Source organism: Nonomuraea sp. NPDC051298, from assembly GCF_055586305.1.
Genome location: NZ_JBVJIM010000024.1, coordinates 60638 through 87425 on the forward strand (window position 1 = coordinate 60638; position 26788 = coordinate 87425).

Below are 26788 nucleotides of genomic sequence, written 5' to 3' on the forward strand. Positions count from 1 at the left end.
CCGAGAAAGGGTGTGGTTCTGATGCCGAGACCGAGTCGAGGGTGGCGCGTGAGCGCCGCGGCCGGTGCCGTGGCCATGCTCCTGGCGGCATGCAGCTCGGGCGACGGCAGCGGCGGCGGCGCGGCCGCCGACCGGCCCTACACCATCGGGCTGAGCAACGGCTTCGTCGGCAGCGAGTGGCGTACCCAGATGGTCAAGGGCCTGGAGACGGCGTTCGCCGAGTACAAGAAGGAAGGCGTCGTCGACGAACTCGTCGTCGAGAGCGCCGACACCGACGTCAACGGCCAGATCCAGCAGATCCGCAACCTCATCAACCGCGGCGCCGACGCGATCATCGTCAACCCGAACTCCGAGACCGCCCTGGACGCCGTGTTCCGCGAGGCGTCCCAGCAGGGCATCGAGGTGTTCGCCGTCGATCAGGCGGTCACCTCCAAGGACGTCACGAACGTCGTCATCGACCAGGCCGAGTGGGCCCGCACCTCCGCCGAGTGGCTGGCCGGGCAGGTGGGCAAGGGCGGCGAGATCGTCGTCGTCAACGGCGTCGCCGGCCACCCGGCCAACGAAATGCGCTGGAACGCCGCCAAGGACGTCTTCGCCAAGGCCGGCGTCAAGGTGCTCACCGTCGCCGACGGCAACTGGGACCAGGCCACCGGGCAGCAGGTGATGACGAACCTGCTGGCCACCTACCCCGACGTGGACGGCGTCTGGGCGCAGGACGGCATGGCCGAGGGCGTGTTCCGCGCCGTCCAGGCGGCCGGCCGCCTGGACCAGATCAAGGTCTCGGGCGAGGCCAGGGTCGGCTTCATGCGCCTGTGGGACAAGGCCCGGGGCGACGACTTCGAGAGCATCGGCGTCGTGAACCCGCCCGGCGGCGCCGTCTCCGCGTTGCACGTGGCCGTCAACGTCCTCGAGGGCAAGAAGTTCGCCGCCGGCAAGATCAACGGCAACACCGTCACCGTCCCGATCCCCTACACCGTCGACACGTCGACCTTCGACAAGTACTGGGGCGAGGTCAGCGCCCAGGGCGACGCGTACTGCCTGGACGGCTCGCTCACCCGCGCCGAGGCCGCGGAATTCTTCGCGTGAACACGCTGCTGGAGATGACCGGCGTCCGCAAGCGGTACGGGGGCGTCCAGGCGCTCGACGGGGCGAGCCTCACCGCGGCGCGCGGTGAGGTGCACGCCCTGCTCGGCCCGAACGGCTCCGGCAAGAGCACCCTGGACAAGACGCTGGCCGGCACCGTCGTCCCGGACTCCGCCGAGATCCGGATCGACGGCGGCCGGGCGCGCATCCGGGGGCCACGCGACGCGCACGCGCTCGGCGTCGCCGCCGTCTACCAGCAACTGAGCATCGTCGGCGATCTGACGGTGACGCAGAACGTGGTGCTCGGGCTGGAGCCGGCTCGCCGGTTGGGGTTCCTCGACCACCGCGCCGCCCGCGACCGCGCCGCGGGCGCGCTGGAACGGTTCACCGCCGCGTTCTCCGGCCGGCTGCCGCTGGACCGGCCGGCCGGCTCCCTCGGTCCCGGCGAGCAGCAGATCGTCGAGGTCGCGAAGGCGCTGGCCCGCGAGCCCCGGATCCTCGTGCTTGACGAGGCCACCGCGTCCCTGCACAAGGAGCAGGTCGAGGTGCTGTTCGAGGTGGTCCGCGAGCTGCGCGCGGCCGGGGTCCTGGTGGTGTTCACGTCGCACCGGCTGGACGAGGTGTTCGCGCTCTGCGACCGCGCCACGGTGCTCCGCAACGGCCGCACCGTCGGCACCGTCGAGCTGGCGGCCACCGACGAGGACGAACTGGTCCGGCTCATGGTCGGCGACGCGCCGCACCAGGCGCCCCGGCCCGCGAGAGCGCGGCCCGTCCCAGACCGTACGCCGTCGGCGGCGGCTCTCGAGGTACGCGGGCTCACCACCGACCGGCTGCGTGACGTGGGCTTCACCGTCCGCGCCGGTGAGGTGCTCGGGCTCGGCGGGCTGCAGGGGCAGGGACAGTCCGAGCTGCTGCTCGCGCTGTTCGGCGCCGCGCGGATCACCGCGGGGCAGGCGCTGCTGGACGGCCGGCCGCTGCCGCTGGGCTCACCGGCCAGGGCCGCCCGCGCCGGCGTCGCCCTGGTGCCCGGCGACCGCGGGCGGCAGGGCATGTTCGCGCCCCGGCCGATCCAGGAGAACCTCTCGCTGGCGAGCCTGCACCGCCGGGCCCGCGCGAAGCTCGCGCTCAGCGCCACGGCCGAACGACACGCCGCCCGGTCGATGGTCGAGCGGCTGCACATCAAGATCGGCTCCCTGGCCGACCCGGTGTCCACGCTGTCCGGCGGCAACCAGCAGAAGGTCGTCATCGGCAAGTGGCTGCTCGACCGGCCGCGGGTCGTCCTGCTCGACGACCCCACCAAGGGCGTCGACGTCGCCGCCAAGGAGGAGATCTACGCCATCGTGCGCGGCCTGGCCGACGACGGCGCCGTCGTCATCCTCAACTCCAGCGACAACCGCGAGCTGACCGAGCTGAGCGACCGCGTGCTGGTGCTGTTCGAGGGCGCCGTCGCCGAGGAGCTGAGCGCGGAGGCGATCACCGAGAGCCGGCTGGTGTCCAGCGCGCTGCGGCTCGCTCCGGGAGAGTCGCTGTGAACGCCCCGCCCAGGAACAGGGCCTGGCCGCGCGAGATCCGGCTGCCCGGCGCCCAGTTGTCCGGCGCCGCGACGGTGGCGATGCTGGTGGTGGCCGTCGTCGTCAACACGGCGCTGCAGCCGAACTTCTGGAGCGGTTACGCGCTCACCTCGAACTTCGCGACGTTCGTGCCGCTGGTGGCGATCGCCGTCGGGCAGACGATCGTGGTGCTCAGCGGCGGCCTCGACCTCTCGCTCGGCGCACAGGTCACGCTGGCCAGCGTGGTCGCCGTCCAGGTCGTCGACGAGCGACTGGACCTCCTCCCGCTGGCCGTGGCCGCCGCGCTGGGCGTCGGGCTGGCCTGCGGTGCTCTGAACGGGCTCGTGGTCGCGTTGTTGCGGCTGCAGCCGATCGTCGCGACGTTCGCGACCAGCTTCGTGTTCTCCGGGCTGGCGCTGGTGGTGCTGCCGACCCCCGGCGGGTCGGTGCCGATCGAGGTCACGACGGCGTACCGCGCCGCCGTACTCGGGGTGCCGACCGCGCTGCTGGCGATCCTCGTGCTCGCGGTGCTCTGGTGGGTGCTGCGCCGCCACCGCGTGCTGCGCCACATCTACGCCGTCGGCGGCGACGCCGACGCCGCGTACGCCTCGCTGGTGCCGGTCGTCAGGACGCGCGTCTGGGCGTACGTGCTCGGCGGGGTGTTCGCGGCGTTCTCGGCGCTGGCGATCCTGGCCAACACCGGCTCCGGCGACCCGTTCGTCGGGAACGAGTTGACGCTCGCGTCGGTGGCGGCGGTGGTGATCGGCGGGACGGCGCTGGCGGGCGGGCGCGGCGGTGCGGGCGGGTCGATCCTCGGCGCCATGGTCCTCGCGCTGGTCACGAACATCGTGTTCTTCGCCGACGTGCCGACGACGTACCGGCAGCTCGTCAACGGCGTCGTGATCATTCTCGCATTGGCCCTGGCCGGTATCCCGGCGTTGCAGAAGAGGAGGCCGGCGGCATGAGCGCACCGACCGTGGAGGCGCCCCGGCGGGTCCTCGCCTGGCGGCCGGGGCCGGTGGCGCTGGCCGGCGCGGTCGCCGTCGTCCTGGTGATCGCCGGTGAGATCGTCTCGCCCGGGTTCGCCGGGTACGGCCAGTTGGTCAACCTCATGCGGGTGGCGGCGTTCCTCGGGGTCATCGCGATCGGCCAGACCATTGTGATCATCGCCGGCGGCGGTGGCGTCGATCTGTCCGTCGGCAAGGTGGCCACGTTCGCGGCCATCATCGGGTCGCGGATGATGGCCGGCGACGACGGCGAGATCGTGCCCGCCGTGCTCCTGGCCCTGCTGGTCGCCGCGGCGATCGGGCTGGTCAACGGGCTGGGCGTCACGCTGCTGCGGATCCCGCCGTTCGTCATGACGCTGGGTATGATCGGCGTGGTGCAGGGGCTGATCCTCGCCTACACCGGCGGGCAGGCCAGCGGCCGGGCCGCGCCCGCGCTCACGTCGCTGGTCAACGGGCGGGTGATCGCCGACCTGCCCGGTCTGCTGTTCCTGTGGCTGCTGCTCGGGCTGCTCGCCGTCTGGCTGCTGCGCCGTACCACGTTCGGCTGGAACCTGTTCGCCGTCGGGGCCAACCGGACGGCCGCGGAGCTGTCCGGTGTCCGGGTGAACCGTACGCTGATCCTCGCGTACGTGCTGTCCGCGACGTTCGCCGGGCTGGCCGGCATCCTGTTGCTCGGGTACACCGAGTCGGTCTTCCTCGACCTCGCCGACCAGTACATGCTGCCGTCGGTGGCGGCCGTCGTGATCGGCGGGACGCTGCTGGCGGGCGGCATCGGCGGCTACGCCGGCACCGCGGTCGGCGCGATCGTGCTGACCGTTCTGCAGAGTCTGCTCACCACGCTGGACATCGGCGGCGCCGGACGCACCATCGTCAACGGCGCCGTCCTGCTCGTCCTGCTGTCGCTCTACGGGCGGCAGCGACGCCTTCAGAGTTAGGGGTCCTTCCACCATGGAGAACAGCGAACGGCTCGGAGTCGGCATCGTCGGCGCCGGATTCATGGCGAACTTCCACGTCACCTCGTGGACCGGCGTCCGCGACGCCGACGTCGTCGCCGTACAGAGTCCGCGGGGCGAGAGCGCCCAGGCGCTGGCCGACCGCTGCCGCGAGCTGCGGGTCGGCGACGCGCGTGCCTACACCGACCTGCGCGAGCTGGTCCGCGACCCGCGCGTCGACGCCGTCTGGGTGGTGGCGCCGAACCACGCCAGGACGGCCGTCATCGAGACCATCGCCGAAGAGGTCACCTCCGGGCGCGCGTCCCTGGTCGGCGTCGCCGTCGAGAAGCCGCTCGGCAGAAACCTCGCCGAGGCCCGCCGCGTGCTCGAGCTGGTCGAGGGCGCCGGGCTGCTGCACGCCTACCTGGAGAACCAGGTGTACGCGCCCGCCGTCACCCGGGGTCACGAACTGCTGTGGGCCAGGGGCGCCGCGCTGGCCGGCACGCCGTACCTCGCCCGGTGCGCCGAGGAGCACAGCGGACCGCACGCCGCCTGGTTCTGGGACGGGACGCGGCAGGGCGGCGGCGTGCTCAGCGACATGATGTGCCACTCGATCGAGGCCGGCCGGTACCTGCTGACGCCGCCCGGCGCGGACCAGTCGGACTGGCTCACCCCGCTGTCGGTGAGCGCGCAGATCGCCTCGCTGAAGTGGTCGCGCAAGCGGCACGCCGCGCAACTGGCCGAGCGGTACGGCGACGCCGTCGACTACGCACGGCGGCCGTCCGAAGACTACGCCCACGCGACCATCTCGTTCCGCAACGGCGACGGCGAGGAGGCGGTCGTCGAGGCGACCACGTCGTGGAGCTATGTCGGGCCCGGGCTGCGGCTGACGTTCGAGCTGCTGGGACCGGAGTACTCCATGAGCGCGAGCACGCTGAACACCGAGGCGCAGCTCTTTCTCAGCCGTGAGATCCGCTCCCCCGAGGGCGAGGACCTGGTCGAGAAACAGGGCGCGGAGCAGGGTCTGCTGCCGATCGTGTCCGATGAGTCGCTGACCTACGGGTACACGACGGAGAACCGCGCGGTGGCCGCGGACTTCCTCGCCCGCCGGCAGCCGCGAGAGAGCCTGAAGCACGGGGTCGAGGTCAGCGAGCTGATGATGGCCGCGTACCTGTCGGCCGAGACGGGTGAGACGGTGCGCTTCCCCGTGGCCGGCCTGGACACGTTCGTACCGCGGGTGGCCCAGGGGACGTGGCGCCCGGCGTGACCCGGACGGTCGGGCTCAAGGGCGGACGACGACGGTCTGGGCCGCCCGAGCCCGGGCGGAGCCGTTGCAGCGCACCGTGGTTCCGGTGAACACCCGGCTCGACGAGCAGTTCTCGTCGTCGGTGACGGTGACGGTCGCGGTGAACCTCCCCGGCCGCCGGTAGGTGTGGGCCGATACGGGGCCGCCGTCGCGCAGGATCGTGCCGTCGCCGAAGTCCCAGTCGTAGCCTGCGACCCGGCCGTCGGGGTCGGTGGCGGCCGAGGCGTCGAAGCGGGTGGCCTGACCGGCGGGCCGGGCCTCGACGGTGAGGGCGGCGACCGGGCCCTGGTTGGGAAGAACGGCGAGCGAGTGGAACCGCGGAGCCGTGCCGCCGGTGAGGAGCGGCGGGTTCGTGATCGGATCGAGCCGGCCGTCGGACCCGACGGCGAACGCGGACAACTGGCCGGGGCCGGGGTTGCCCGCCACGAGCAGGCGGCGTCCGTCCGGGGTGGTGTCGATGCCGACAGGTCCCTGCCCGGCGAGCAACGGCGAGCCGGCGGCCTCGGTGAGGGAGCCGTCGCCGTTGATCGCGTACACGGACACCCCTCCGGGGTCCTGTCCGGGGTTGTCCTGGTCGCCGGGACTGGCGATGAACAGGTGTCGTCCGTCCGGCGCGATCGCGGCGCCTTCCGCGTTCGTCAACGCGTCGAACGGGCTGCCGGGAACCGGCGTCAGGTCCCCGTCCTCGCCGACGCGGAAGCCGTCGACCTTGGCCTCGAACTGGGTGGCGGCATACAGGAACCGCCCGTCAGGCGTGAACACCATCCCGGCCGCCGAGGGGCTGGTCGGGACCGGGCGGCCCACCCGGTGAAGCGTGCCGTCCGCCTTGATGGCGAAGCGGACGATGACATCGGGTCCTGGCCGGGCGGGCATGCCGTGCCCTGCGTAGAGGAAACGGCCGTCGGGGCTCACCCCCAAGCCCCGCGGAAGGGCGAAACCGGTCCGAACCGGGTCGCCCACGCGCTTCAACGTCCCGTCAGCGTCGACCGTGAAGGCCGTGACCGTGCCGGACATGAGGTTCGCGGCGAACAGCAGCCTGCCGTCGGGCGCGATCGCGAGGCTGAACGGCCCGCTGCCGGCACCGGTCGGTTCGGCCGCCAGCGGTGTCAGCTCACCGCCGGGGCCGACCCGGTAGGCGGCGACCTCCTGGACCGCCCGGTTCGCCACGTAGGCCGTACGGCCGTCCGGGGCGAAGAGGATGCTCGCGGGCCCTGTGCCGTCGCCGGTCCCGACCAGCTCGCCGACGCGCTCCGGCCGGCCGTCGCGGCCCAGCCTGAACGTGGCGATGTCATGGGTGAGCGCGTGGGTCACGTAGAGCGTGCGACCGCTCGGGGCGTCGGCCGCCTCGGCCGCGGGAGACAGCAGCGCGAGGCCCAGGCAGAGGACCGCGGCGAAGGTACGTGTTCGTAACAGCATGACAGGCTCCCGACAGAGGGGACACAACCTCTCATCGGAATCCAGCGCAGCCTGGATCACCAGCGATCGGGACTCGTGCCCGCCCCGCGCAAGCGCCCCGGCCGGCGACGTCACCCACGGCGCGCGTCACGACAGGTCAGCGCGGGCCCACGTAGCGGAGGATCCAGAGCCCCTGGTTCTTGTCGGTGATGTAGATGTGGCCGCGCCGGTCCACGACCACGTCCTCGGTCTGCACGACCAGGTCGCCGGCGGGCAGCGGCCCGTACCGCTTGCGCGGCTCCGGCGGGATGAAGTAGCCGATCTCGCGCGGCAGCCGCGGGTTCGACACGTCGTAGACCCGCAGTCCCGCGTTGAAGTGGGCCAGGTAGAACAGGTTCGCCTGCTTCTCCACGTCCGGGTGGTACTGGTGGTGGTTGAAGTTGTGCGGCCCGCACCAGCCTCCCCTGCCGGCGAAGTCCTGGTACGGCGCCTCTTTCGGCGGCACGGGCGCCGGCAGCAACGACAGCAGGAACGGGTTCGCCGGGTCCTTGATGTCCACGATCGAGGCGTGGTGCGCCGGGCCCTTGCCGTAGGAGATGTCCTCGGAGTTGGCGAAACCGATGCCGCGCTCGGGGATCGGCAGGAACCCGTGCACGCCGAACTGCGCGTGGAACGGCGGGCTGAACGGCAGGTGGCCGACCTGCCGGGGACGGGCCACGTCGGAGATGTCCAGCACGATCAGGCCCGCCGCGCCGTACGGCAGGTAGACGTGGTTCCCGGCCGGGTACGGCGGGCCGTGCAGCGAGACATGCGCGCCGGACCCGCAGCAGAACCCGTGCAGGTGCGAGGGCTCCGGCGTCTGGCCGCCCTTCTCCTGGCCGGGGACCCACCAGCGGCCGGCCTCCACCGGGCGGGCGGGGTCGGCCATGTCCAGGATCACGTAGATGTTGCCGGTGAAGCCCTTCATGTTGGCGGCGAGGTGGGCGTAGCGGCCGCCGTCGTACAGGTTGCGGTGGGTGCCCGTGCCGCCGTCGGTCCTCCAGTGGGTGATCCTGCGCGGGTCGGCGGGGTCGGAGACGTCCCAGATGAGCACACCGTCGTGGAACGGCCCGTCCGGGTCGGGCGCGGCCTCCACCGGGAAGACCTTCTCCACCGCGGTGACCAGGATGTCGCCGCCCAGCGTGACCTGGTTGCCGAGCGTGTTGGTACGCGGCTCGGGCGTGGGAAGGAACTTCAGCACGCGGGCCCTGGCCGGGTCCGTCACGTCGACGACGCTCCAGCCGGGGTCCCAGAAGTGGCCCATGTAGAGGTACCAGCGGCCGGCCTTCTGCCGGATCGCCATCTTGAAGCCGGGGCGCTCGTCGAGGTCGCAGTAGCCGATCACCTCGACATTGCGCGCGTACGCGCCCCTGGGCGGGCTGACCGGCACGTCCCCGGAGGTGTCGCGGCTTTCCGCGTGCGCGGGGCCGCTGCCCAGCGCGGCGGCCAGACCGGCCGCGCCCGCCGCCGTCACCGTGCCGCGCAATGCGGCGCGGCGGGAAATGTTCTGCTCGGACACAGGCTCTCCTCAGTGACCTCAGCGATCTCAGCGAGTGGTGTGTCCAGGCTTGACGATCAGCGAAATGCCTGTCCAATATTTGTTTTCGCCCCGAAAAATACGGATCGGATATTAGTGTGTCTGACCTGCGGCGTATGGAGTACTTCGTGGCGGTCGCTGAGGAGCTTCACTTCGGGCGGGCCGCCACCCGGCTGCACATGTCGCAGCCGCCGCTGAGCACGCAGATCCAGCGGCTGGAAGAGGAGGTCGGGGTCGAGCTGCTCCGCCGTACGAAACGCAGCGTCCAGCTCACGGCGGCGGGCAAGGTGTTCCTGGAGGAGGCGCGCGCCACGCTGCGCCAGGCGCGCCGGGCCACCGACCTGGCGCGCAGGGCCGCCAGGGGCGACCTCGGCCGGCTGTCCATCGGGGTGATCGACTCGGCCCTGTACGCGCTGGTGCCGCCGGTGGTGCGCCGGTTCACCGAGCGATATCCCGACGTGGAGATCACGGTCACCGAGCGGCGCATCCACGAGCAACTCGACCTGGTGGCGCGCGGAGTCCTCGACCTCGGCTTCGTTCACCCTCCGGTCGAGCGCCCGGAACTGGCGGCGGAGGCGGTGCACCACGAGCCTTTCGTGCTCGCCGTACCCGAGGGGCATCCGCTGGCCGGGGCGCAGGACGTGTCGCTGGCGCAGGCGTGCGCGCAGCCGCTGATCCAGCCGCCCAGGGAGCTGAACCCGATCGGTCACGACAGCCTGCTGGCGATCTGCCACCAGCACGGGGCGCACCCGAACATCGTCCGCGAGGCGTCGCCCAAGCAGACGATCATCGCCTTGGTGGCGGCGGGGCTGGGCGCCTCGGTGCTGCCCGAGGCCGTACAGCACTCGGGCTTTCCGGGGGTGGCGTACCGGCCCATCGAGGGCGGGCGTTTCGGCATCACCACCTCGGTCGTCTGGGCCCGCGACGCCCTCGGGCCCTCCGCCCGCCTCTTCCTCGATCTCCTCCTCCAGCCGCCCGCGTCACACCGGGCGTAAACCCCCCTGATTCCTGCCGGACGGCCCTGTGTCTGAGGATCTTGCAGGCCGCGCCCGTCATGGTGAATGCCCTGATGCTTCAGGACGTTCTTGCCGAGCCGGAGTGATCCGCCCTGTTCACCCCGGTCGACCGGCGCGGCCTGACCCCGCCGTTCTGAAAGATTTCGCTCCATGGCGTCCTGGCCGCTGGCCGCTGGCCGCGGTGGGCGGTCAGGACGGCTCTGGCGCATCTCAGGCGTGGTGGCGGCGGTCGTGGTGGTCATCGGGCAACGGCCATCAGGTTCACCACGGTGTACTCCTTACCGCCACCACGCGTCTTGACGACGCAGCCGGTGCTTTGGCCGCACTCTTCGTAAGACTCCTGGTCGGCGTCCCAGTAGACGGTGGTGGACGGCGAGGAGGAGGACGCGCCCACCGTCATGCTGCCGGACAGCGTGCCGACTGACCGGCTGCCGAGTCCGGCAGACAGGCCGGTCGCCAGGTCGTACACCACGGCGATCGGCACCCCGCTCTTGTTCCGATCCGGCTCATACACCTTGAACACCGCGTATCGGTCACCCAGCAGCGAGCGGACGTGGTTCAGGCGCAGCCCCTGAGGCAGGCTCTTGCGCTCGGACCCGTCGACGCGCTGCACGACCACGTGCCCGTCCAGGGCGCCGACGCACCACTGCGCATGACACTGCATCGTCTGCACACCTTCGGGCAGGGTGACCTCGAATGACTGGCCGGTCTCCAGGTTGACGAGACGGTTCTGGTTCGCGTCCGGACGCTCGCCGGCCCGGCCCGCGGCCCACGGCCAGGCAGTCAGGTGAAGCCCGTCGGTGCCGGGTCGCCGCTCGGGGGCGCCACCGCTCAGCGGCATGCGGTAGATACCGCCTTCCTTCACCGACCACACGACGAAGCCGTCGGTGACGGCGATCTTCTCGACGTCGGCGTCGACCTCGCCGACGCGCCGGGCCGTGCCGCCCTGTCTGGGCATGATCCAGAAATCCGCCCAGTCGTCGGAGTCCTGGGGCGTCTCGCCGAACCAGGCGATGTATTCGGAACCCACCGCGAACAGTTGAGGGTAGTACTTCTTCTGAGGACTGGGGAGGGAGCCGAGCACGCGGGTCCTCCCGGAGGCCGAGTCGAACACCTCGAGCCGCCCGGCTTTCTCGAACCGGGATTCCGCGACCAGCAGCACCTCGGTGGCGCTCAGGCCGGTCACCGGTTTCACCTTCCAACCTTCAGAGTTCTTCAACGGGACCTTGATCATCGCTTGCGGCCACAACTCGGCGGCCGACTTCGACTCGGGCACGAACGCCTCGGAGACGGACGGCGAAGGGCTGACCACCACGGCGGGCTCAGGCTCCTTCCGGTCCTCGCCCGACAGGACCGCCGTCACGCCACCCGCGACCGCCACCACTGCCGCCGCCGCGAGCACAACCTGCACCCGCCGCCTGGTACGCCTGGCGCGCCGCCGTCTGGCCACGCCCTCGACGAGATCGCGGCGACTCACCTGATCGGCGGCTGCGCGCAGGGTCTGGATCAGATCCTGTTCGTCTCTCATCGTGCCTCCTGAAAAGCATGCTTGATAGCTTGTCCAAGGCGCGAGCGGCCTGGCTGCGTACGGTCCCCCGGGAGACGCCGAGGATCTCGGCGATCTCCTGGTCCGGCAGGTCCTCGTAGTAGCGAAGAACGATGACGGCTCGCTGTCTGCGGGGGAGTTCCTGAAGCGCGGCCCACAGAGCGGCGTCGCTGTACTGGTCGAGCCCGCCACGCTCGGGGACCGCGGCGACCAAGTCCTCACGGTGACGACGACGCCACGATTTGACGTGCAGCCTGACCATGATCGTGCGCACGTACCCCTCGGGGTCGTCCTTCTTACGCACCCGGAACCAGGCATCACCCAGCCGTGCCAGCGCCTCCTGCACGAGATCCGCCGCGTCCTCGGAGTTGCCGGCAAGCACGTAGCCGTAGCGGAGGAGCGCGTCCCCCCGCGCCTGGATGAACTCGTCGAAATCTTCCACGAACCCAAGGATCAATAAGTGTGCCTGCCTGTTGCACGCGACCAGTAGACCGCCGGACACAGACCAGGGCGGGCTCGCCGCCAGCGACCGGACACTGCTGCCCGATCACGCTCTCGCCCCCCTGGACAGGGCCCCGATCTCGGCTGCCTAGGCAATCCGTTGAACATTCCGCCCGCCAGGACCACTGGAACCCGCATCGCGGGCCGACGGCTGACAGCCCACCTCATCCAGGACGAGCGCATGGGCGCGCCCGAGCCGGCCGCGCACGCCCAGCCGTGGCAAGGCGGAGCCTCATCCATGCGACGACGTCATATGTGCGCGGAGTGCCGCGGCCAGGTCGCCCGCCGCCGCGACCTGCTCCGGCGTCAGCGCGTCCACGAACAGCTCCCGTACCGCGCGCAGATGCGGAACCGTGGCCCGGCGGAAGGCGTCCTCCCCTGCGGAAGCCAGCACCACCTCCGCCCCCCGGCTGTCGGTGGTGCAGTCTTCGCGCCCGATCAGCCCGCGCTTCTCCATGCGCCCGAGGTGGTGTGACAGGCGGCTGCGTTCCCAGTGGATGTGCGCCGCGAGGTCGGAGGAGCGCATCCGGTTGCCCTCGGCCTCGCTCAGCGCGAGCAGCACGGCGTAGTCACCGGGCGAGAGCGCCGACTCGCTCTGCAGCCGCGAGGAGAGCACGGACCTGAGCGCCTCCGCCGTCTCGATGTAGTCACGCCATACCCGCAGCTCATCGACCGTGGGCAGGCTGCGCTTCCGCGTCATCGCACCCTCCTGATTGACATGTCAATCACATCATACATAATTGACATGTCAATCACATGGGCCGCTGGAGGAACCATGGAGTTCGGACTCAACTCGTTCGGGGAGGTGGCCGGCGACGGCGAAAGGGTGCTCAGCGACGCGGAGACGGTCCGGCTGATCGTGGAGGAGGCACGGCTCGCCGAAGCCTCAGGACTGGACGTGTTCAGCGTCGGCGAGCACTACCGCGAAGGCCACAACGATTCGGCGACGCTCGTCCTGGGGCGTGCCTCGGCGACCGAGTCGTTCCCGCTGTTCGGCTACGACCTCGCCGACTACGAGCAGCTCTTCGAGGAGAAACTCGACCTGTTCATGCGGCTGCAGCGCCAGGAGAACGTCACCTGGTCCGGCACCGTCCGCCCACCTCTCACCGAGCAGCGGCTGCACCCCAGGATGCGGCCGGGAGGCATCCCCACCTGGATCGGCGTGGGTGGCAGTCCGGGCTCGGTGATGCGCGCCGCCCGCTACGGGCTCCCGCTGATGCTCGCGATCATCGGAGGGCGTCCGCAACGCTTCTCCGGCCACGTGGAGCTCTATCTCAAGGCACTGGAGCAGTTCGGGCACGCCGTACAGCCGGTCGGGCAGCACTCGCTCGGCCTCGTCGCCGACACCGACGAGGAGGCCGTCGAGACCTGGTGGCGGTACTGGGAGCCGGTCGTCACGGCGCTCGCCCGCGAACGCGGCTTCTACCAGCCCGACCGCGATCGCTTCGAGAAGGAGCTCAAAGGCGGCGCGCTGTTCGTCGGCTCGCCCGAGACGGTCGCGCGGAAGATCGCGACGGTGGCCCGCGAGCTGCGGCTGAGCCGCTTCGACCTCAAGTACGACATCATGCGGCTGCCTCGCGAGGCTCGCGCGCGCAGCATCGAACTGCTCGGCCGCGAGGTCGCGCCGCGTGTCCGGAAACTGCTCGCGAAGGAGCCCGCCCATGTCTGACCTCGTGTTCGGCCTCGACACCTTCGGCGACCTGCCGGAGGACGACGCCGGGAACCTGCTCTCCCATCCCGAGGCGATCCGGCAGGTCGTCGACGAGGCGGTACTGGCCGACGAACTGGGCGTGGACGTGATCGCGCTGGGCGAGCACCACCGCCCGGAGTACGCGATCTCGAGCCCGGAGACCGTGCTGGCCGGCATCGCCACCCGGACCAAGCGCATCCGGCTCTCCTCTGGCGTGACGGTGCTGAGCTCCGACGACCCGGTCCGGGTGTACCAGCGCTTCGCCACCGTGGACGCCCTCTCCGGCGGGCGCGCGGAGGTCATCCTCGGGCGCGGCTCGTTCACCGAGTCATTCCCGCTGTTCGGCTACGACCTCGCCGACTACGACGCGCTGTTCGAGCAGAAACTCGACCTGTTCGTGAAGCTGCTCGACGAGCGGCCGGTCACCTGGAGCGGCACGATGCGCGCCCCGCTCCAGGACGCCGACGTCTTCCCGAAGACCGCCGCCGGGCGGCTGCCGACCTGGGTGGGCGTCGGCGGCTCACCGCAGTCGGTCGTCCGCACCGCCCAGTACGGCCTGCCGCTCATGCTGGCCGTCATCGGCGGCCCGCCGTCCCGCTTCGCCCCGTACATCGAGCTGTACCGGCGCGCCGCCGAGCAGCTCGGCACCACCGCGCATCCGGTCGGCATGCACTCGCCCGGCTTCGTCGCCGACACCGACGAGGAGGCGCAGGAACTGTTCTGGCCCCGCTACCGCGTCCTGCGCGACCGGATCGGCGCGCTGCGCGGCTGGCAGCCGATCCGCCGCGAGGAGTACGACGCCGAGATCGAGCACGGCTCCCTCTACATCGGCTCGCCCGAGACCGTCGCCCGCAGGATCGCCCACGCGGTCGAAACCCTCGGTGTCGGCCGCTTCGACCTCATCTACACCGCCGGGTCACAACCGGCCGGCGCACGGATGCGCGCCGTCGAGCTCTACGGCACCAAGGTGATCCCGATGGTCCGAGACCTCCTGGAGAACACATGAACGAAACCATCGCCATCCTCGGCGCCGGCAAGGTCGGCACCGTGCTCGCCAGGCTCGCCCTGGCCGCCGGATACAAGGTGCTCATCGCCGGATCCGGCGACCCCGCCAAGATCGCCCTCACCGTCGACGTACTCGCCCCCGGCGCGCTCGCCACCACCGCCGCCGACGCGGCGGACCGGGCCGGCCTCGTCATCCTCGCCCTCCCCCTCGGCAGACACCGCGAGGTGCCCGTCGCGCACCTGAACGGGAAGCTCGTGGTCGACGCGATGAACTACTGGTGGGAGGTGGACGGCGTCCGCGACGACCTCACCGGCCCGCGCACCTCCTCCAGCGAGATCGTCCAGGCGTTCCTGCCCGGCTCCCGCATCGTCAAGGCGTTCAATCACATGGGCTACCACGATCTCGAGGACGAGGCCCGCACCGCCGGCGAACCCGGGCGCAAGGCCCTCGCGATCGCGGGCGACCACCCTTCTGATCTCGCCGCTGTCGCCTCCCTCGTCGACGCCCTCGGCTTCGATCCGGTCGTCGCCGGACCGCTCGCCGAAGGAGACCGTCTCGAACCCGGAACCGACCTGTTCGGCGCCAACGTCGACGCCGGCGAGATCCGCGCCAGGCTCGGCCGCTTCCCGGAGTCCGAGCGCGGCAAGATCATCGCCCGCGTGCGGGCCGCGAAACAGTGACCGCGGGCCGCACCCCGGACCGCCCGGCCCGCGCATACCCTGTCGTCAGGTCGGTCGGTTGGAGCACGTGATGAGAGAGCTGGTCTCGCAGGTCGCGGCGGTGGATCTGGCCGCCGCGGAGAGCCTGAAGGTGATCGGGCTGTTCGACGCCCTCGTGGAGAGCCGCGCGCCGCTGGAGGGGCTGGTACGAGCCGCCGCGGCCTTCGCCGCCTCACCCGCGGGCCTGCTGCACCCCGACCGGCAGGTGGCCATCCGCGTCGACGCCGACGGCGGCAGGATGGGCAGCACGACCTCGCAGGCGGAGATCGAATCCCGCTGGCTCTCCCGGCCGGCCCAGGGCGGCGCTCTGGTCTGGGTGGAGCGCGCGGGTCCGGCCACCCCCCGCGATCTGCTGCTCCTGGAACGCCTGGCCGTGGCCGTGCACCTGTCGCTCGACCGGCTGAGCGGCGGCCTGCCCGACACCGCCGCGGCCGTCGCCGTACTGCTGGACGCCACCGCGCCGGAGGAGGTCAGGGCCCGCTCGGCCCGGTCGCTGGGGTTCCCGGCCACCGCGCACGCCCGCGTCCTGCTCCGCCCGCCCGGCCCGCGCGGGGCCGCGCTGCCCGCCCGTACGGCCATCGTCCAGACCCCGGCGGGACCGGTACGCGCGACCGTCGCGCCGCTCACGGAGAAACCTCCGGCGGACGGCCGGACCGGCGTCGGCGCGCCCTCGCCGGTGACCGCGCTGCCGCCCTCGCTGCGGGGTGCGCTGGCCGCCCTCCAGCTCACCTCGGAGCAGCACCCCGTGCTGTCGGCCGACGACCTCGGCCTGCTGGCCTGCCTCGACCCCACGCCCCCGCTGAACCGGGCGCTGAAGGAGGCCGTCGCGCGGATCGGCCGGGTGATGGCCGAGCCCTGGGGCGCCGACACCCTGCGCGCGCTCGCGACCACCGACAGCGTCCGGGCCGCCGCCGGGCTCTGCGCCGTGCACCACTCGACCGTACAGGCCCGGTGCGAGCAGATCTCGGCCCGCCTCGGCTACGACGTCCGTGGGGCGACCGGACGGCTCCGGCTCGCCCTCGACCTCACCGCCCACTGCCTGACGACCACCAGGTTCGGCTACGACGAGACCGGCTGACCGCCATATGGCGGGTGACCGTACGAATCCGCGCCGCGGTGGCGGTCACGACCGTGCGGCCACGGGAGCAGACTTGCCGCATACCACCGGATGTCCGCCTGGAGGCAGCCATGTCACGCGTACGACCGCCCTACGACCCCGAGCTCGCCGCCGCCCTCGAAACGTCCGGCCTCGCCTCCGCCCTGGACCTCGGTCTCGATCGGATCGCGGAGATCCGCGCGAACACGCCGTCCTTCGGCAGGCCCATCGAGGAGATCGTCGCAGCCACCGGCCTGGAGCATGTCGAGCTGACCGTCCCCGGCCCCGAGGGCGCACCGGAGGTGACACTGTCGGTGGTCCGGCGGCCGGGCGCGGCGCGGGCGACGCCCTGCGTCTACTACATCCACGGCGGCGGAATGATCCTCGGCGACCGGTTCGTCGGGGCCGAGGCGTTCCCGCTCTGGATCGAGCGGTTCGGCGTGACCGTCGTGACGGTGGAGTACCGTCTGGCGCCCGAGCACCCGCACCCCGCGCCGGTCGAGGACTGCTACGCGGGACTGGTCTGGGTGGCCGAACACGCCGCCGAACTGGGCATGGACGCACAGCGCATCCTCGTCATGGGCGGGAGCGCGGGCGGCGGCCTGGCGGCCGCGGTGGCGCTGCTCGCCCGCGACCGCGGCGGCCCGCACCTCATCGGTCAGCTCCTCCTGTGCCCCATGCTCGACGACCGGGACCAGACCGTCTCCACTCTCCAGTACGACGACGTCCTCATCTGGAGCCGGCAACACAACGCCATCGGCTGGACGGCCCTGCTCGGAGACGCCAAGGGCACCGCCGGCGTCTCGCCCTACGCCGCCCCGGCACGCGCCACGGACCTGTCCGGCCTCCCGCCCGCCTTCATCGACGTCGGCTCCGCGGAGGTCTTCCGCGACGAGGACGTGGACTACGCCTCCCGGATCTGGGCGGCGGGCGGCCAGTGCGAGCTGCACGTCTGGGCCGGGGGCTTCCACGGCTTCGGCCAGTTCGCCCACACCACGGTCAGCCGCGCCGCCCACGAAGCCGTCCTGAGCTGGATGTCCCGCACCCTCGGCTCCTGACCACGCTGAACGGCCCCGCGCCGACCTTGCCGGGTTCTCCCCTCCGGCCAGGTCCGAAGGGTGTCGCTCAGGAGAGCACTATCTGCGATAGTGTCGCGCCGTCCTGGGAGAACGCTCCGCCGTGGTGGTTGTCCCGTCTCACCTGCACGAGGCAGCCGGCGCTCCGGGCGTCCGGCTCATCCGGGCTCGTTTCACCTGCAGACGGAGGATCAGAGATGGGTGACGTTCTCGCCGTTGACGAAGCCGGGAACCTCCTGACCGCGTTCTATCCGTCCGCGGAGGCGGCTCGCTTCGACGACGGTCCCATGCCGCTGGCGCTGGTGGCGGTGTGGCGCGGTGAAGAGCTACTGCTGGCCTTCAACCGCCGGCGTCGATGCTGGGAGCTGCCCGGTGGCATGATCGACCCGGGCGAGACACCACGCATGGCGGCCGTACGAGAATTGCGGGAAGAGACCGGCCTGAACGTCGCCGACCTCGTGTTCGCCGGACACGCGCGCTTCCTGCTTGGCCCCGAGCGGCGCGTCGAATACGCGGCCCTCTACACCACGCGCACCAGCGCGCGCCCGGACTTCACCCCCAACGAGGAGATCAGCGCGACCTGCTGGTGGGACGGCATCCAACCTCTTACTGACCACGTCCAACCGCTGGACGCCTATCTGGGAGAGCTGACCAGGGCCAGGTGGCTGTGACCACGCCCTTCCGGAACGAAGAGACTCGATGCGTCTCATGCCAACTGGGGCGCCGCAGGCAATGTCCTGGTTCGCGCGGACGGGCCGCCCGATGCGCGCCTGATCGACTTCGAGTTCGCCCGGTTCACGCGTACGGCGAGTGACGACAGCCGTGCCCAGCTCGTCTCGACCCTGGAGGCCGCGGCTTCCACCGCCCGGGAACATCATGCCCTGATTCTCCGCCGGAGGCGCCGGCAGCGGCCCGGTGCGGCGATCGTCAGGGGACGCGTCCGACGCCGCCGAGGAAGCCTGCGCCCCCCGGGCCGCTGATCGACAGTTGCCCTGGGCCGTCGGCGCGCCAGACCGCCGGCGCCACCAGCCCCGGCTCCAGCAACTCCAGCCCCTCGAAGAAGGACGCGATCTGCTCACGCGAGCGCGGTGCCAAGCCACCCGACGTGGTCCCTCGATAGATCGCGCGGCCCTTGCCGACGTCCTCACCGTTGAGTTCGCCCGCCGTCACGTGGGAGAGGATCAGAAGGCTGCCGGAGGGAAGAGCTTGACGGATGTCACGCGCGATGCCGAACGCCTCGTCGTCGTCGGGGATGAAGTGCAGCACGGAGACCAGCAGCACGGCCAGAGGACTGTTCAGGTCGAGATGCTGGGTGATCTTCGGATGACCGAGAATGGACTTGGGGTCGCGCATGTCGCCGTTGACCACGATGGTGCCCGGCGTCGTCGCCAGCAGGGCGCGAGCATGCACGAGCACGATCGGATCGTTGTCGACGTAGACCACCCGAGAGCTGGGATCGGCACGCTGCGCCACCTGGTGGACGTTCTCCTGGGTCGGCAGCCCGGTGCCGATGTCGAGGAACTGGCGGATGCCGAGTTCGCCGACCGCGCGTACGGCGCGACCCAGGAACGCCCGGTTGTCTCGCGCGATCTCCTTCGCATTGGGCGAGATCTTGATGATGCGCGCGGCAGCCTCGCGGTCGGCGGCGAAGTTGTCCTTGCCGCCGAGAAGGTAGTCGTACATCCGGGCGACGCTCGGCACGCTGGGATCGATACCTGCTGGAGCCCGTTCCTGCTCGGTCATGCGACTCCTAGTCTGACAAGGACGATGATCTCCACCACCTTACCCACGATCCACCCAAAGATCATTCGGGCCCACAAAGGCCGCACCAGGACCACTACATCTTCGCCGCCGCGCTCTTGATCGCCTCCCGGATCCGGAAGTACGTGCCGCAGCGGCAGACGTTCTGGATCGCGTCGATCTGGGCATCAGTGGGATTCTTGGTCTGCCGCAGCAGCGCCACCGCGGCCATGATCTGACCCGGCTGGCAGAAACCGCACTGCGCGACATCCTGCTCCAGCCACGCCTCCTGCACCGGGTGCAGCCGATCGCCCTCGGCGAGCCCCTCGATCGTGGTGACCTCCCTCCCCTGGGCCTCGGACACCGGGACGACACACGGGTTGATCGCCTTTCCATCGAGGTGGCTGGTGCACGCCTTGCAGACGTCGATGCCGCAACCGTACTTCGGGCCCGTCACGCCGAGCCGGTCACGCAGCACCCACAGCAGGGGCAGGTCGGCCGGCGCCTCGACGGCGACGGCCTTCCCGTTCACCGAAAAGGTGTATCGGGGCATCTCGTGGCTCCTCAGCGAGGGAAAGGGGTGAAGTCGACCTCGAAGTCGATCGGAAAACTGCGCGGCTTGGTGCCGGTGGCCCGCGCGTAGGCGTTGGCGATGGCGCCGACCGCGGCGGGCACGCCCAACTCGCCCGCGCCCCCGGGCTCGCCGCTGGCCGGCATGATGAAGATCCGCACATCGGTCGGAGAGTCCTGCTGCCGCGCGTAGTGGAACTGCGAGTAACTGCCTTCCAACGGCAGCCCCTTGTCGATGTGCAGGCCCGCGCGCAAGGTGGTGGAGATCGCGTCGGTCAGACCGCCGAGCAGTTGCGCCTCCAACCCGCGCGGGTTGATCGGACGGCCGACGTCGGCCGCGATGACAGCCCTGACCACCCTCGGCCGGCTCGGATTCCGCACGTCGATCTCGACCAGGCAGGCGGTGCAGGACTTGTACTCGTCGTGGAACCCCACGCCCTGCGCACAGCCCGCCGGCATGTCGCGGCCCCAGTTCCCCTCCTTCGCCACCTTGTCGAGCACGGCGCGCTGCCGGGCGGTCTTGAGGAACTCACGGCGGAAGGCCACAGGATCCTTGCCCATCTTCCGCGCCAGCTCGTCGACGATGATCTCCTCGGCACCCCGGGTGTTCGCCGACCACACCGACCGCCAGCTCGCCGTGTGCATTTTCAGCGGCACCTCGTTGAGCGACTCCGTGACGACGCCGAACCGGTAAGGAACCTTCACCGTCAGATGGAAGACCGTCTTGGCGAAGCTCATGTTCCCGGCCACCGGCAGCCTGGTCGCGGCGGCGGTGAGAAACTCACCGACGCCGTGCCGGAAATCCGTCTCCACGGCGGCCACCCTGTGCTCGTACGTCAGCACCTTGCCCCGCGTGTGGGTGACACGGATCTTGTGGTGGCTCGCCGGACGGGCACGACCGTGCCGCATGTCGTCCTTGCGCGACCACATCAGCTTGACCGGCCTGCCCATCGCCTTCGAGATCCGCGCCGCCTCGACCACCGCATCCGGGAACAACTTGCGGCCGAACGAGCCGCCGCCCTGCGTCACGTGCACGGTGACCTGCCGCTGCGGCAGGCCGAGCGCCGCGGCGACGTCCTGCTGCGCGAGGATCGGCGACTTCAGACCTGCCCAGATCTCGGCCCGGTCCTTGCGCACATCGGCAATCGCGCAGTTGGTCTCGAGCGGCGCGTGGCTGACGAACGCGAAGTCGAACTCCGCCTCAATATGGTCGGTCAACGGCGGCACCGCGGGAGGCGGCGCCGCGGCCCGCAGGCGCTTGCGGATGTCGGCGTCGGACAGGGCATCGATCGTCCCGGCCTTCCAAGTGACATCGAGCGCCTCAACGGCGTCGATCACCTGCCCGAACGTCTCACCCATCACCGCGACACCAGTCGGAATGACGGCCAGGCCGATCACACCGGGCATGCCACGAACGGCAGCCTCGTTCCGCACCGACCGCACGGTACCGTTGATCGTCGGCGGACGCCGCACCATCGCCGGCTTGGCGCCCGGCACGTCGACGTCGAGCGCGTACCGCAGTTGGCCGGTGACCATCGCGCGGGCGTCCACACGCGAGGTCGCGGTGCCCACCAACTTGTGCTCCGACTCCGGCTTGGGCCTGGCCGTGATCCGGGACAGGGGAAGTTTCGCCGCACGGGTCGTGAGCGAGCCGTACGCCGCTCTGCGCCCGTCCGGTGCGACCACCACGCCGTCCCGGGTCACCAGGCGGCCGGCCGGCACGTCCCACAACTCCCCCGCCGCCGCGACCAGACGCGCCCGCGCGGCGGCAGCGGCCTTGCGCACCGGATCGTAGAGCGAGCGGATCGAATTGGACCCCCCGGTGAGCTGGTTCAGCAGCAGTTCGGGCCGTGCGTCAGCGAGCCGGACGCGCACCTTGCGCAGCGGAAGGTCCAGTTCCTCCGCGACCAGCATCGCCACCGCCGTGGTGATGCCCTGGCCGACTTCGGCCCTGGGCAACTCGACCTGAACCTCGCCGCTCTCAGTCACCTCCAGGACCAGCATCAGGTGCGCGGTCGGGGTTCCGGCGAGGATGAGCGCGTCGCCGGCGTCCAGGAGGTCGGCGGGTTGCGGAACGATCGAACCGGCTTCCGCGGGAGCCGCCGTCGCGCCGAGCGCGAGCGTCAGGGTAGGCGCGGCGACCAGGACTGTCAGAAAGCGGCGCCGGTCGACCGCGTCGTCCTCGTGCCGGGTGGAACTCGGGGCAGGACCGCCCATCTGATCCCTTCTGAACATGATTACTACCCTTCCTGACAGGAAGAGAAAAGTCGGAGAGATCGGATAGGTTACATCGGCAAGCCCCGCACCCGCCATGCGTTGACGGCAGAACGCTCGCCAAGATCGAAAGTCGGCATCTCGGGGGACGCCCGCCCCATGGCCATGTCCTGGTCGACCTCGATCTCGACCGCATCCGGACCCGGCCGAGGCGCGGACGGCGGTAAGCGGTTGCACGGACTGGGCCTCGATACCTATCAGGGACCGGCCTTGGCCCAAGGGCCCCAAGCGGCGAGGTCGCCTGCCACCTCGACTCGGCTCGGACACCACCGTCCCGGCCCGTCCTGCCGACTCAGCCGGGCCTCAAGGCGGCGTCCGCCATGGCGACCCGCCAGGCACATTTTCTCCGCCGGACCTCCGTAAAACGTTTCTTCCAGGGGAAACACATGAATTTGCCTGAGGCGAAGGGCGTATATCCGGTTGTTCGTAATCCCGCCACAAAAGCGCCCTAACGTGCGCTCACCCGACCGTCGAGACCAGCGGCGATGGCCATCGCCGACTTGTTCTTACAGGTGATCGAGGTCATATTTCTTGTGAGGGAACTACCTTGACCTTCGGAGGGCTCGTGGAAATCACGCCGTTCCTGGACCGCAAGCTGGCCCGTCGCTTCCGCACCTTCGACACCGACGGCGACGGGTTTGCCGAACGCGAGGATTTCGAGGCGTCGGCATCTCGCATGATTGCGGAGTTCGGACAGGAGCTGGGCTCGCCGACCGCGCAGCGACTGATGACGCTCTCGCTTGGCCTGTGGCAACACCTCGCCGACGTCGCCGATGCCGACGCCGACGGTCGGATCAGCGAGGCCGAGTACAAGAAGGCGTTCGCCGCCGGGTTGCTGGAGACGCCCGAGTCGTTCGACGCGAACTACCGCCCGTTCCTTGATGCGATTATGGCCATCGCCGACTCGGACGGCGACGGCAGACTCACCGAAACCGAGCAGATCCGCTGGACCGGCTCGCTCATGGGGCTTCAGGAGGAACACGCTCGCGAAGTGTTTCGGCGCCTCGACGAGGACGGCGATATCTTCATCACCACCGAAGACCTGCTTGAGGCCATCCGCGAATACTACTTCGACGATGACCCCGATTCGGCAGGAAGCTGGCTCCTCGGCCCGCTCGACTAACACACCCAAGGAAGCCTGCAGCGCTCAGCCCATACCCGACCTTTCCGTTCGAATCGGCCCGCAGACCAGAACCCTCGGGCACCAACTCGTTCGTCCGAGGGGCGCACCATCTGGCCCTGGGGCTCCAGCCCGCTCATCTCTCCCCGCTCATCTCTGGAGTGAGGCGTGGCGACGGGAAGACCGGACACTAGTTCGGGCCGCTAGACGATGTGGAGCTGACCTTCGAGCTGATGGTGGGCGTCATGCAGTCGGCGCTGCGTCGCGTGGTGAGCGACCCCGAGCCGGCATGCTCTAATCACGGCCCTAGGAGCGGTTTTTGGGGACGTGTGCCGGGGCTGTGACGTTAAGGGCGGCAATTGAGAGCTTCCCCATCCCATCGCCTTTACAAAGTAGATTTCCTGCGAGTAGACAGTGGCCACCTGTCAGGCCCGGTAGATACACACCGTCTCAACGAGCCCTTGGCGGGCCCGGCGGTGGCTGCTGGTCCCCCGCCGAGGACATGGTCCAGGCGCAGGTCGGGCAGGGAGTGGGCAACTCACGAGAACAGAGCCGTCGTTGCGTCTGTCCAAGGCATACCTATTTGAACGGTTGAGGAGCGCGGGTGGACGATGAGACCCGCCCTTCGGCGATCATGGTTTTGATCTGGGCACGCAGCGCCGGCCACATGTCGCCGAGGATCGTGGGCGCGTTGACGAGCGCATCCAGGCGATCAGGCCAAGTGCGTCCCGGCATGGCCTCGTCCAGAGCCCGGGCCGCCCAGAAGCGGCGCGAAACAGGATGGTTCTCCGCAAGAACCGCTCCTTGCTCGTCACGCCTATCTCCCATGAGCCGGGCCAGGAGCGGCGTCAGGCCGGCCCCTGCCCGCCTTGCATCACCGCCGCCGGTGACGAGGCGGTCGAGCGCCTCCCTGACCATCGGTTCATCCGCCAGGCCGGTCGCCGTGACGTAGGCGTTGACGACGCGATGGATCACCGCGGTCTGTACGGGTTCGGGTGCCAGGCGCAGCCGAACGTCCAGATCGGGATCGACGCCACCCAATGTGCTCGGAGCACGCGGGTCATCTGGGATGGTCTCCTCCAGCAGCAGTCGTGGCGCGCTCGCGTCAGGCAGATCCAGTCTCACTCCGGTGACGGCTTCGACGACGGCCATTGCCGCCGCCTGCCATTCGCCAGGTTCGGCCGCCGCCTCCAGAACCGTGAGCTCTGTATCAAGTACGTGCGGAGTCTTACCCCATCGCTCACCGGGAAACTTCGGGTCCAACGCGGTGACAATCGTGCCGTAGGCGGCGTATGTCAGCCTGGCCGTCCCGTTGACGTTCCAGAAAAGGCTCATCGCGCGGGCTCCGTCACTCAGCCACCGCAACACCTCCGGACGGTTGCCCTGGTAGCCGTTGTTCTCGTAGAGGATGAACGACGTGTCGTCGTGGCTGATGTAGAAGGCCCCTTCGTAGTCGGATTCGTCCACATAGTCGTCGGGCTCGGGCTCCAGGTCCTCGGCCCGTCCGCCGAGTCGTTCGGCGAGGGCCTCGACGGTTAAGGGAGAGTCGATCGGCTGTACGACAGTCCAGCAGGTGGCCTGTGCGAGATAGGGGTTGCGCTGCAGGAAATCGGCATACCGGCGCTGCGTCTCGTCAATCACTGGGGCAGTATGTCCACCCTCACCGACAATTGGGCAGAGCGCATGAATGTGTTTGCCGATGTTCAGGCCGGAGCGAGGTCGAGCGGCACCTCGCCGAGGGCGGTGCACACTGCCATAAACAGCGGTGTTACGTCTTTCTGTACAGACACGTCCTGGCCCCCTCTCCTTCGTGCATGGCCGTAGCCGATCCGGGCCATCTACGTGCGACGATTGGCCCGTCTTGCATCAGGAGCATAGGATGTTGCCTATGGAGCAAGTAGACGCAGACCTGGACAGCCTCGTACGCAAACGCATCCGCGCCCTGCGGGTCGCGCAGGGCTGGTCCCTGGAAGAGCTGGCCACCCGTGCCCGCCTCAGCCAGTCCTCGCTGAGCCGCATCGAGAACGGCCAGCGCCGTCTCGCGCTGGATCAGCTCGTCACCCTCGCCCGCGCCCTGGACACCTCCCTCGACCAACTGGTCGAGACCGCCACCGACGACGTCGTCACCAGCCCGATGGTCGACGGCGCCCACGGCCTGATGCGCTGGCCCATCAAGGGCGATCCCGGCATGACCGTGATGCGTCAGCGCATGACCGAGCCGCCGCCTGACAATCCCGCCCGTATGCGCGCCCACCCAGGCCGCGAATGGCTTGTCGTCCTGTCCGGCACGGCGATCCTCATGCTGGGCCACCGCCGCTTCCGTCTCGAGGTCAACCAGGCCGCCGAGTTCCCCACGATGATGCCGCACGCCATCGGCGCCGAAGGCGGACCGTGCGAGATCCTGGGCATCTTCGACCGCGACGCTCGACGCGGACACCAGCGCGAGAACGGCGACGGCGATGCCCGAGGCGGCCGCGACTGACGACACGAAACCCGCCTGGCGCGGCAGCGCGCGCAAGGGTAAGCCTTGCGCGTCCGGCAGCATCAGCGGCCATCATCTTGCGCAAGACGAAAGGAGTTATGTCGAGCACGCATGATTGTCTTAACGTGGCGCCATGCCCCAATCTCACCCGCACACCCCACGCCCTGGCCACCACAGCGCCCAACTCGGCCACCACGACCAGCAGCATGACATCGACAGCCAAGAAGAGATCCTCGACCTGGACGCGGAAGTCCTCGCCGAGCACATCACCGCCATCACCGAGTGGCTGCCCCTGACGACCAGCCCGCGCCATGTCGTGGACGTGGGCTGCGGCACCGGAGCGGGCGCCTTCGCCCTCCTCGACCGCTTCCCCGAGGCGCGCGTCATAGCCGTCGACACCTCCCCCCGACACCTGGAGCGCCTGGACGAGAAGGCGCGCGTCCGCGGCATGGATGACCGCGTGCGCACTGTGCATGCCGACCTCGACGACGCCAACTGGCCCGACCTCGGCACGCCCGACCTCGTATGGGCGTCGGCCTCGATGCACCACATGGCCGACCCCGACCGCGTCATACGCAACATCCACGACCTGCTCGCGCCCGGCGGCCTGTTCGCCGTCGTCGAACTGGCCGGCTTCCCCCGCTTCCTGCCCGACGGCGCACCCGAGGACCGGCCCGGCCTGGAAGACCGATGCCACGCCGCGACCGACCACTTCCACGCCGAACACGTGCCCCACCGTGGCGCCGACTGGGGGCCGATGCTGACCGCCGCCGGATTCGCTCTCGACGGCGAACGCACCGTCACCGTGAACATCGAGGGCTCCCGCAGCGAGGCGATCGGCCGCTACGCCCTCGCCGCCCTGCGGCGCATCCGTGGCGCCGCCATCGAGGCGCTCTCGCCCGAAGACCTCGCCGCGCTCGACCGACTGCTCGACACCAGCGGCCCTCACAGCATCCTGCGCCGCGGCGACCTCGCAGTACGCACCGAACGCACCGTCTGGGCCGCACGCCGCAACTGACCTCACCGGCTGCTCAGACTTGCTCGCCGACGGGAGGGAAGGCGGGGAGGTCCGGGCGAAGGTCGTAACGATCCGGGCCGCCAGG

24 protein-coding genes are annotated in these 26788 nt (G+C 70.2%); 15 read left to right on the forward strand and 9 right to left on the reverse strand.

Annotated features, from left to right (window positions below; all coding sequences use genetic code 11):
• Positions 1-48 precede the first annotated feature (48 nt).
• From ACZ6S0_RS42360 to ACZ6S0_RS42380, 5 genes are read left to right on the forward strand one after another with little or no spacing between them, the layout of a single operon-like run.
• On the forward strand, positions 49-1086 hold the full coding sequence (locus ACZ6S0_RS42360) for a substrate-binding domain-containing protein (RefSeq protein ID WP_465924985.1): 1038 nt from the start codon (positions 49-51) through the stop codon (positions 1084-1086).
• Positions 1083-2615, forward strand: a complete 1533-nt coding sequence (locus ACZ6S0_RS42365) for a sugar ABC transporter ATP-binding protein (protein WP_465924986.1) — start codon at positions 1083-1085, stop codon at positions 2613-2615. Before ACZ6S0_RS42360 ends, ACZ6S0_RS42365 begins: the two co-directional genes overlap by 4 nt.
• Entirely contained in the window at positions 2612-3598 is a 987-nt protein-coding gene (locus ACZ6S0_RS42370) for an ABC transporter permease (protein WP_465924987.1), read from the forward strand. Before ACZ6S0_RS42365 ends, ACZ6S0_RS42370 begins: the two co-directional genes overlap by 4 nt.
• The gene (locus ACZ6S0_RS42375) at positions 3595-4575 is read left to right on the forward strand and encodes an ABC transporter permease (protein ID WP_465924988.1); all 981 of its coding nucleotides are present in this window, start codon (positions 3595-3597) and stop codon (positions 4573-4575) included. Before ACZ6S0_RS42370 ends, ACZ6S0_RS42375 begins: the two co-directional genes overlap by 4 nt.
• A 13-nt stretch (positions 4576-4588) precedes the next feature.
• The gene (locus ACZ6S0_RS42380; RefSeq protein ID WP_465924989.1) at positions 4589-5839 is read left to right on the forward strand and encodes a Gfo/Idh/MocA family protein; all 1251 of its coding nucleotides are present in this window, start codon (positions 4589-4591) and stop codon (positions 5837-5839) included.
• Positions 5840-5854: 15 nt separating this feature from the next.
• Here ACZ6S0_RS42380 and ACZ6S0_RS42385 read toward each other — a convergent pair whose 3' ends face one another.
• Positions 5855-7294: a beta-propeller fold lactonase family protein gene (locus ACZ6S0_RS42385; RefSeq protein ID WP_465924990.1), complete on the reverse strand. Its 1440-nt coding sequence runs from the start codon at positions 7292-7294 to the stop codon at positions 5855-5857.
• 136 nt (positions 7295-7430) lie between these two features.
• On the reverse strand, positions 7431-8831 hold the full coding sequence (locus tag ACZ6S0_RS42390) for an LVIVD repeat-containing protein (protein WP_465924991.1): 1401 nt from the start codon (positions 8829-8831) through the stop codon (positions 7431-7433).
• A gap of 134 nt (positions 8832-8965) precedes the next feature.
• On the opposite strand from ACZ6S0_RS42390, the gene ACZ6S0_RS42395 reads away from it, so the two are divergent.
• Positions 8966-9844, forward strand: a complete 879-nt coding sequence (locus tag ACZ6S0_RS42395; protein ID WP_465924992.1) for a LysR substrate-binding domain-containing protein — start codon at positions 8966-8968, stop codon at positions 9842-9844.
• Positions 9845-10103: 259 nt separating this feature from the next.
• On the opposite strand, the gene ACZ6S0_RS42400 is transcribed toward ACZ6S0_RS42395, so the two are convergent.
• The 3 genes from ACZ6S0_RS42400 to ACZ6S0_RS42410 all read right to left on the reverse strand — a co-directional run bounded on the left by ACZ6S0_RS42400 (position 10104) and on the right by ACZ6S0_RS42410 (position 12612).
• Complete coding sequence (locus tag ACZ6S0_RS42400; RefSeq protein WP_465924993.1) at positions 10104-11267, reverse strand: TolB-like translocation protein; 1164 nt, start codon at positions 11265-11267, stop codon at positions 10104-10106.
• Positions 11188-11868: a SigE family RNA polymerase sigma factor gene (locus ACZ6S0_RS42405; RefSeq protein WP_465924994.1), complete on the reverse strand. Its 681-nt coding sequence runs from the start codon at positions 11866-11868 to the stop codon at positions 11188-11190. Before ACZ6S0_RS42405 ends, ACZ6S0_RS42400 begins: the two co-directional genes overlap by 80 nt.
• Before the next feature lie 276 nt (positions 11869-12144).
• Positions 12145-12612 (reverse strand): MarR family winged helix-turn-helix transcriptional regulator, encoded by a 468-nt coding sequence (locus tag ACZ6S0_RS42410; RefSeq protein ID WP_465924995.1) that lies wholly within the window; start codon positions 12610-12612, stop codon positions 12145-12147.
• A 75-nt stretch (positions 12613-12687) separates the two neighbouring features.
• Between ACZ6S0_RS42410 and ACZ6S0_RS42415 the strand changes: the two genes are divergently transcribed.
• The 6 genes from ACZ6S0_RS42415 to ACZ6S0_RS42440 all read left to right on the forward strand — a co-directional run bounded on the left by ACZ6S0_RS42415 (position 12688) and on the right by ACZ6S0_RS42440 (position 18170).
• Positions 12688-13581, forward strand: a complete 894-nt coding sequence (locus ACZ6S0_RS42415; protein ID WP_465924996.1) for an LLM class flavin-dependent oxidoreductase — start codon at positions 12688-12690, stop codon at positions 13579-13581.
• Entirely contained in the window at positions 13574-14608 is a 1035-nt protein-coding gene (locus ACZ6S0_RS42420; RefSeq protein ID WP_465924997.1) for an LLM class flavin-dependent oxidoreductase, read from the forward strand. Before ACZ6S0_RS42415 ends, ACZ6S0_RS42420 begins: the two co-directional genes overlap by 8 nt.
• The gene (locus ACZ6S0_RS42425) at positions 14605-15288 is read left to right on the forward strand and encodes an NADPH-dependent F420 reductase (protein ID WP_465924998.1); all 684 of its coding nucleotides are present in this window, start codon (positions 14605-14607) and stop codon (positions 15286-15288) included. Before ACZ6S0_RS42420 ends, ACZ6S0_RS42425 begins: the two co-directional genes overlap by 4 nt.
• Before the next feature lie 70 nt (positions 15289-15358).
• A complete protein-coding gene (locus ACZ6S0_RS42430) occupies positions 15359-16405 on the forward strand; it encodes a helix-turn-helix domain-containing protein (RefSeq protein ID WP_465924999.1) in 1047 nt (348 codons plus the stop codon).
• Positions 16406-16515: 110 nt separating this feature from the next.
• On the forward strand, positions 16516-17481 hold the full coding sequence (locus tag ACZ6S0_RS42435; RefSeq protein WP_465925000.1) for an alpha/beta hydrolase: 966 nt from the start codon (positions 16516-16518) through the stop codon (positions 17479-17481).
• Between the two features lie 215 nt (positions 17482-17696).
• Entirely contained in the window at positions 17697-18170 is a 474-nt protein-coding gene (locus tag ACZ6S0_RS42440; RefSeq protein ID WP_465925001.1) for an NUDIX hydrolase, read from the forward strand.
• 256 nt (positions 18171-18426) lie between these two features.
• Here ACZ6S0_RS42440 and ACZ6S0_RS42445 read toward each other — a convergent pair whose 3' ends face one another.
• The 3 genes from ACZ6S0_RS42445 to ACZ6S0_RS42455 form a co-directional block, all read right to left on the reverse strand.
• Positions 18427-19242 carry an SAM-dependent methyltransferase gene (locus ACZ6S0_RS42445; RefSeq protein ID WP_465925002.1) on the reverse strand — a complete coding sequence of 272 codons (816 nt, stop codon included), beginning with the start codon at positions 19240-19242 and terminating at the stop codon, positions 18427-18429.
• A gap of 94 nt (positions 19243-19336) precedes the next feature.
• A complete protein-coding gene (locus tag ACZ6S0_RS42450) occupies positions 19337-19792 on the reverse strand; it encodes a (2Fe-2S)-binding protein (protein ID WP_465925003.1) in 456 nt (151 codons plus the stop codon).
• An 11-nt stretch (positions 19793-19803) separates the two neighbouring features.
• Positions 19804-22044, reverse strand: a complete 2241-nt coding sequence (locus tag ACZ6S0_RS42455; RefSeq protein ID WP_465925004.1) for a xanthine dehydrogenase family protein molybdopterin-binding subunit — start codon at positions 22042-22044, stop codon at positions 19804-19806.
• Between the two features lie 586 nt (positions 22045-22630).
• Here ACZ6S0_RS42455 and ACZ6S0_RS42460 point away from each other — a divergent pair.
• On the forward strand, positions 22631-23206 hold the full coding sequence (locus ACZ6S0_RS42460; protein WP_465925005.1) for an EF-hand domain-containing protein: 576 nt from the start codon (positions 22631-22633) through the stop codon (positions 23204-23206).
• A gap of 576 nt (positions 23207-23782) precedes the next feature.
• Here the strand turns inward: ACZ6S0_RS42460 and ACZ6S0_RS42465 are convergent.
• On the reverse strand, positions 23783-24844 hold the full coding sequence (locus ACZ6S0_RS42465; RefSeq protein WP_465925006.1) for a DUF6461 domain-containing protein: 1062 nt from the start codon (positions 24842-24844) through the stop codon (positions 23783-23785).
• Positions 24845-25091: 247 nt separating this feature from the next.
• Here ACZ6S0_RS42465 and ACZ6S0_RS42470 point away from each other — a divergent pair, with 247 nt between their 5' ends.
• Together ACZ6S0_RS42470 and ACZ6S0_RS42475 are read left to right on the forward strand one after the other, a co-directional pair.
• Positions 25092-25685, forward strand: coding sequence for a helix-turn-helix domain-containing protein (locus tag ACZ6S0_RS42470; protein WP_465925007.1), 594 nt, complete (start codon positions 25092-25094; stop codon positions 25683-25685).
• 133 nt (positions 25686-25818) lie between these two features.
• On the forward strand, positions 25819-26703 hold the full coding sequence (locus tag ACZ6S0_RS42475; RefSeq protein WP_465925008.1) for a class I SAM-dependent methyltransferase: 885 nt from the start codon (positions 25819-25821) through the stop codon (positions 26701-26703).
• Positions 26704-26788 lie beyond the last annotated feature (85 nt).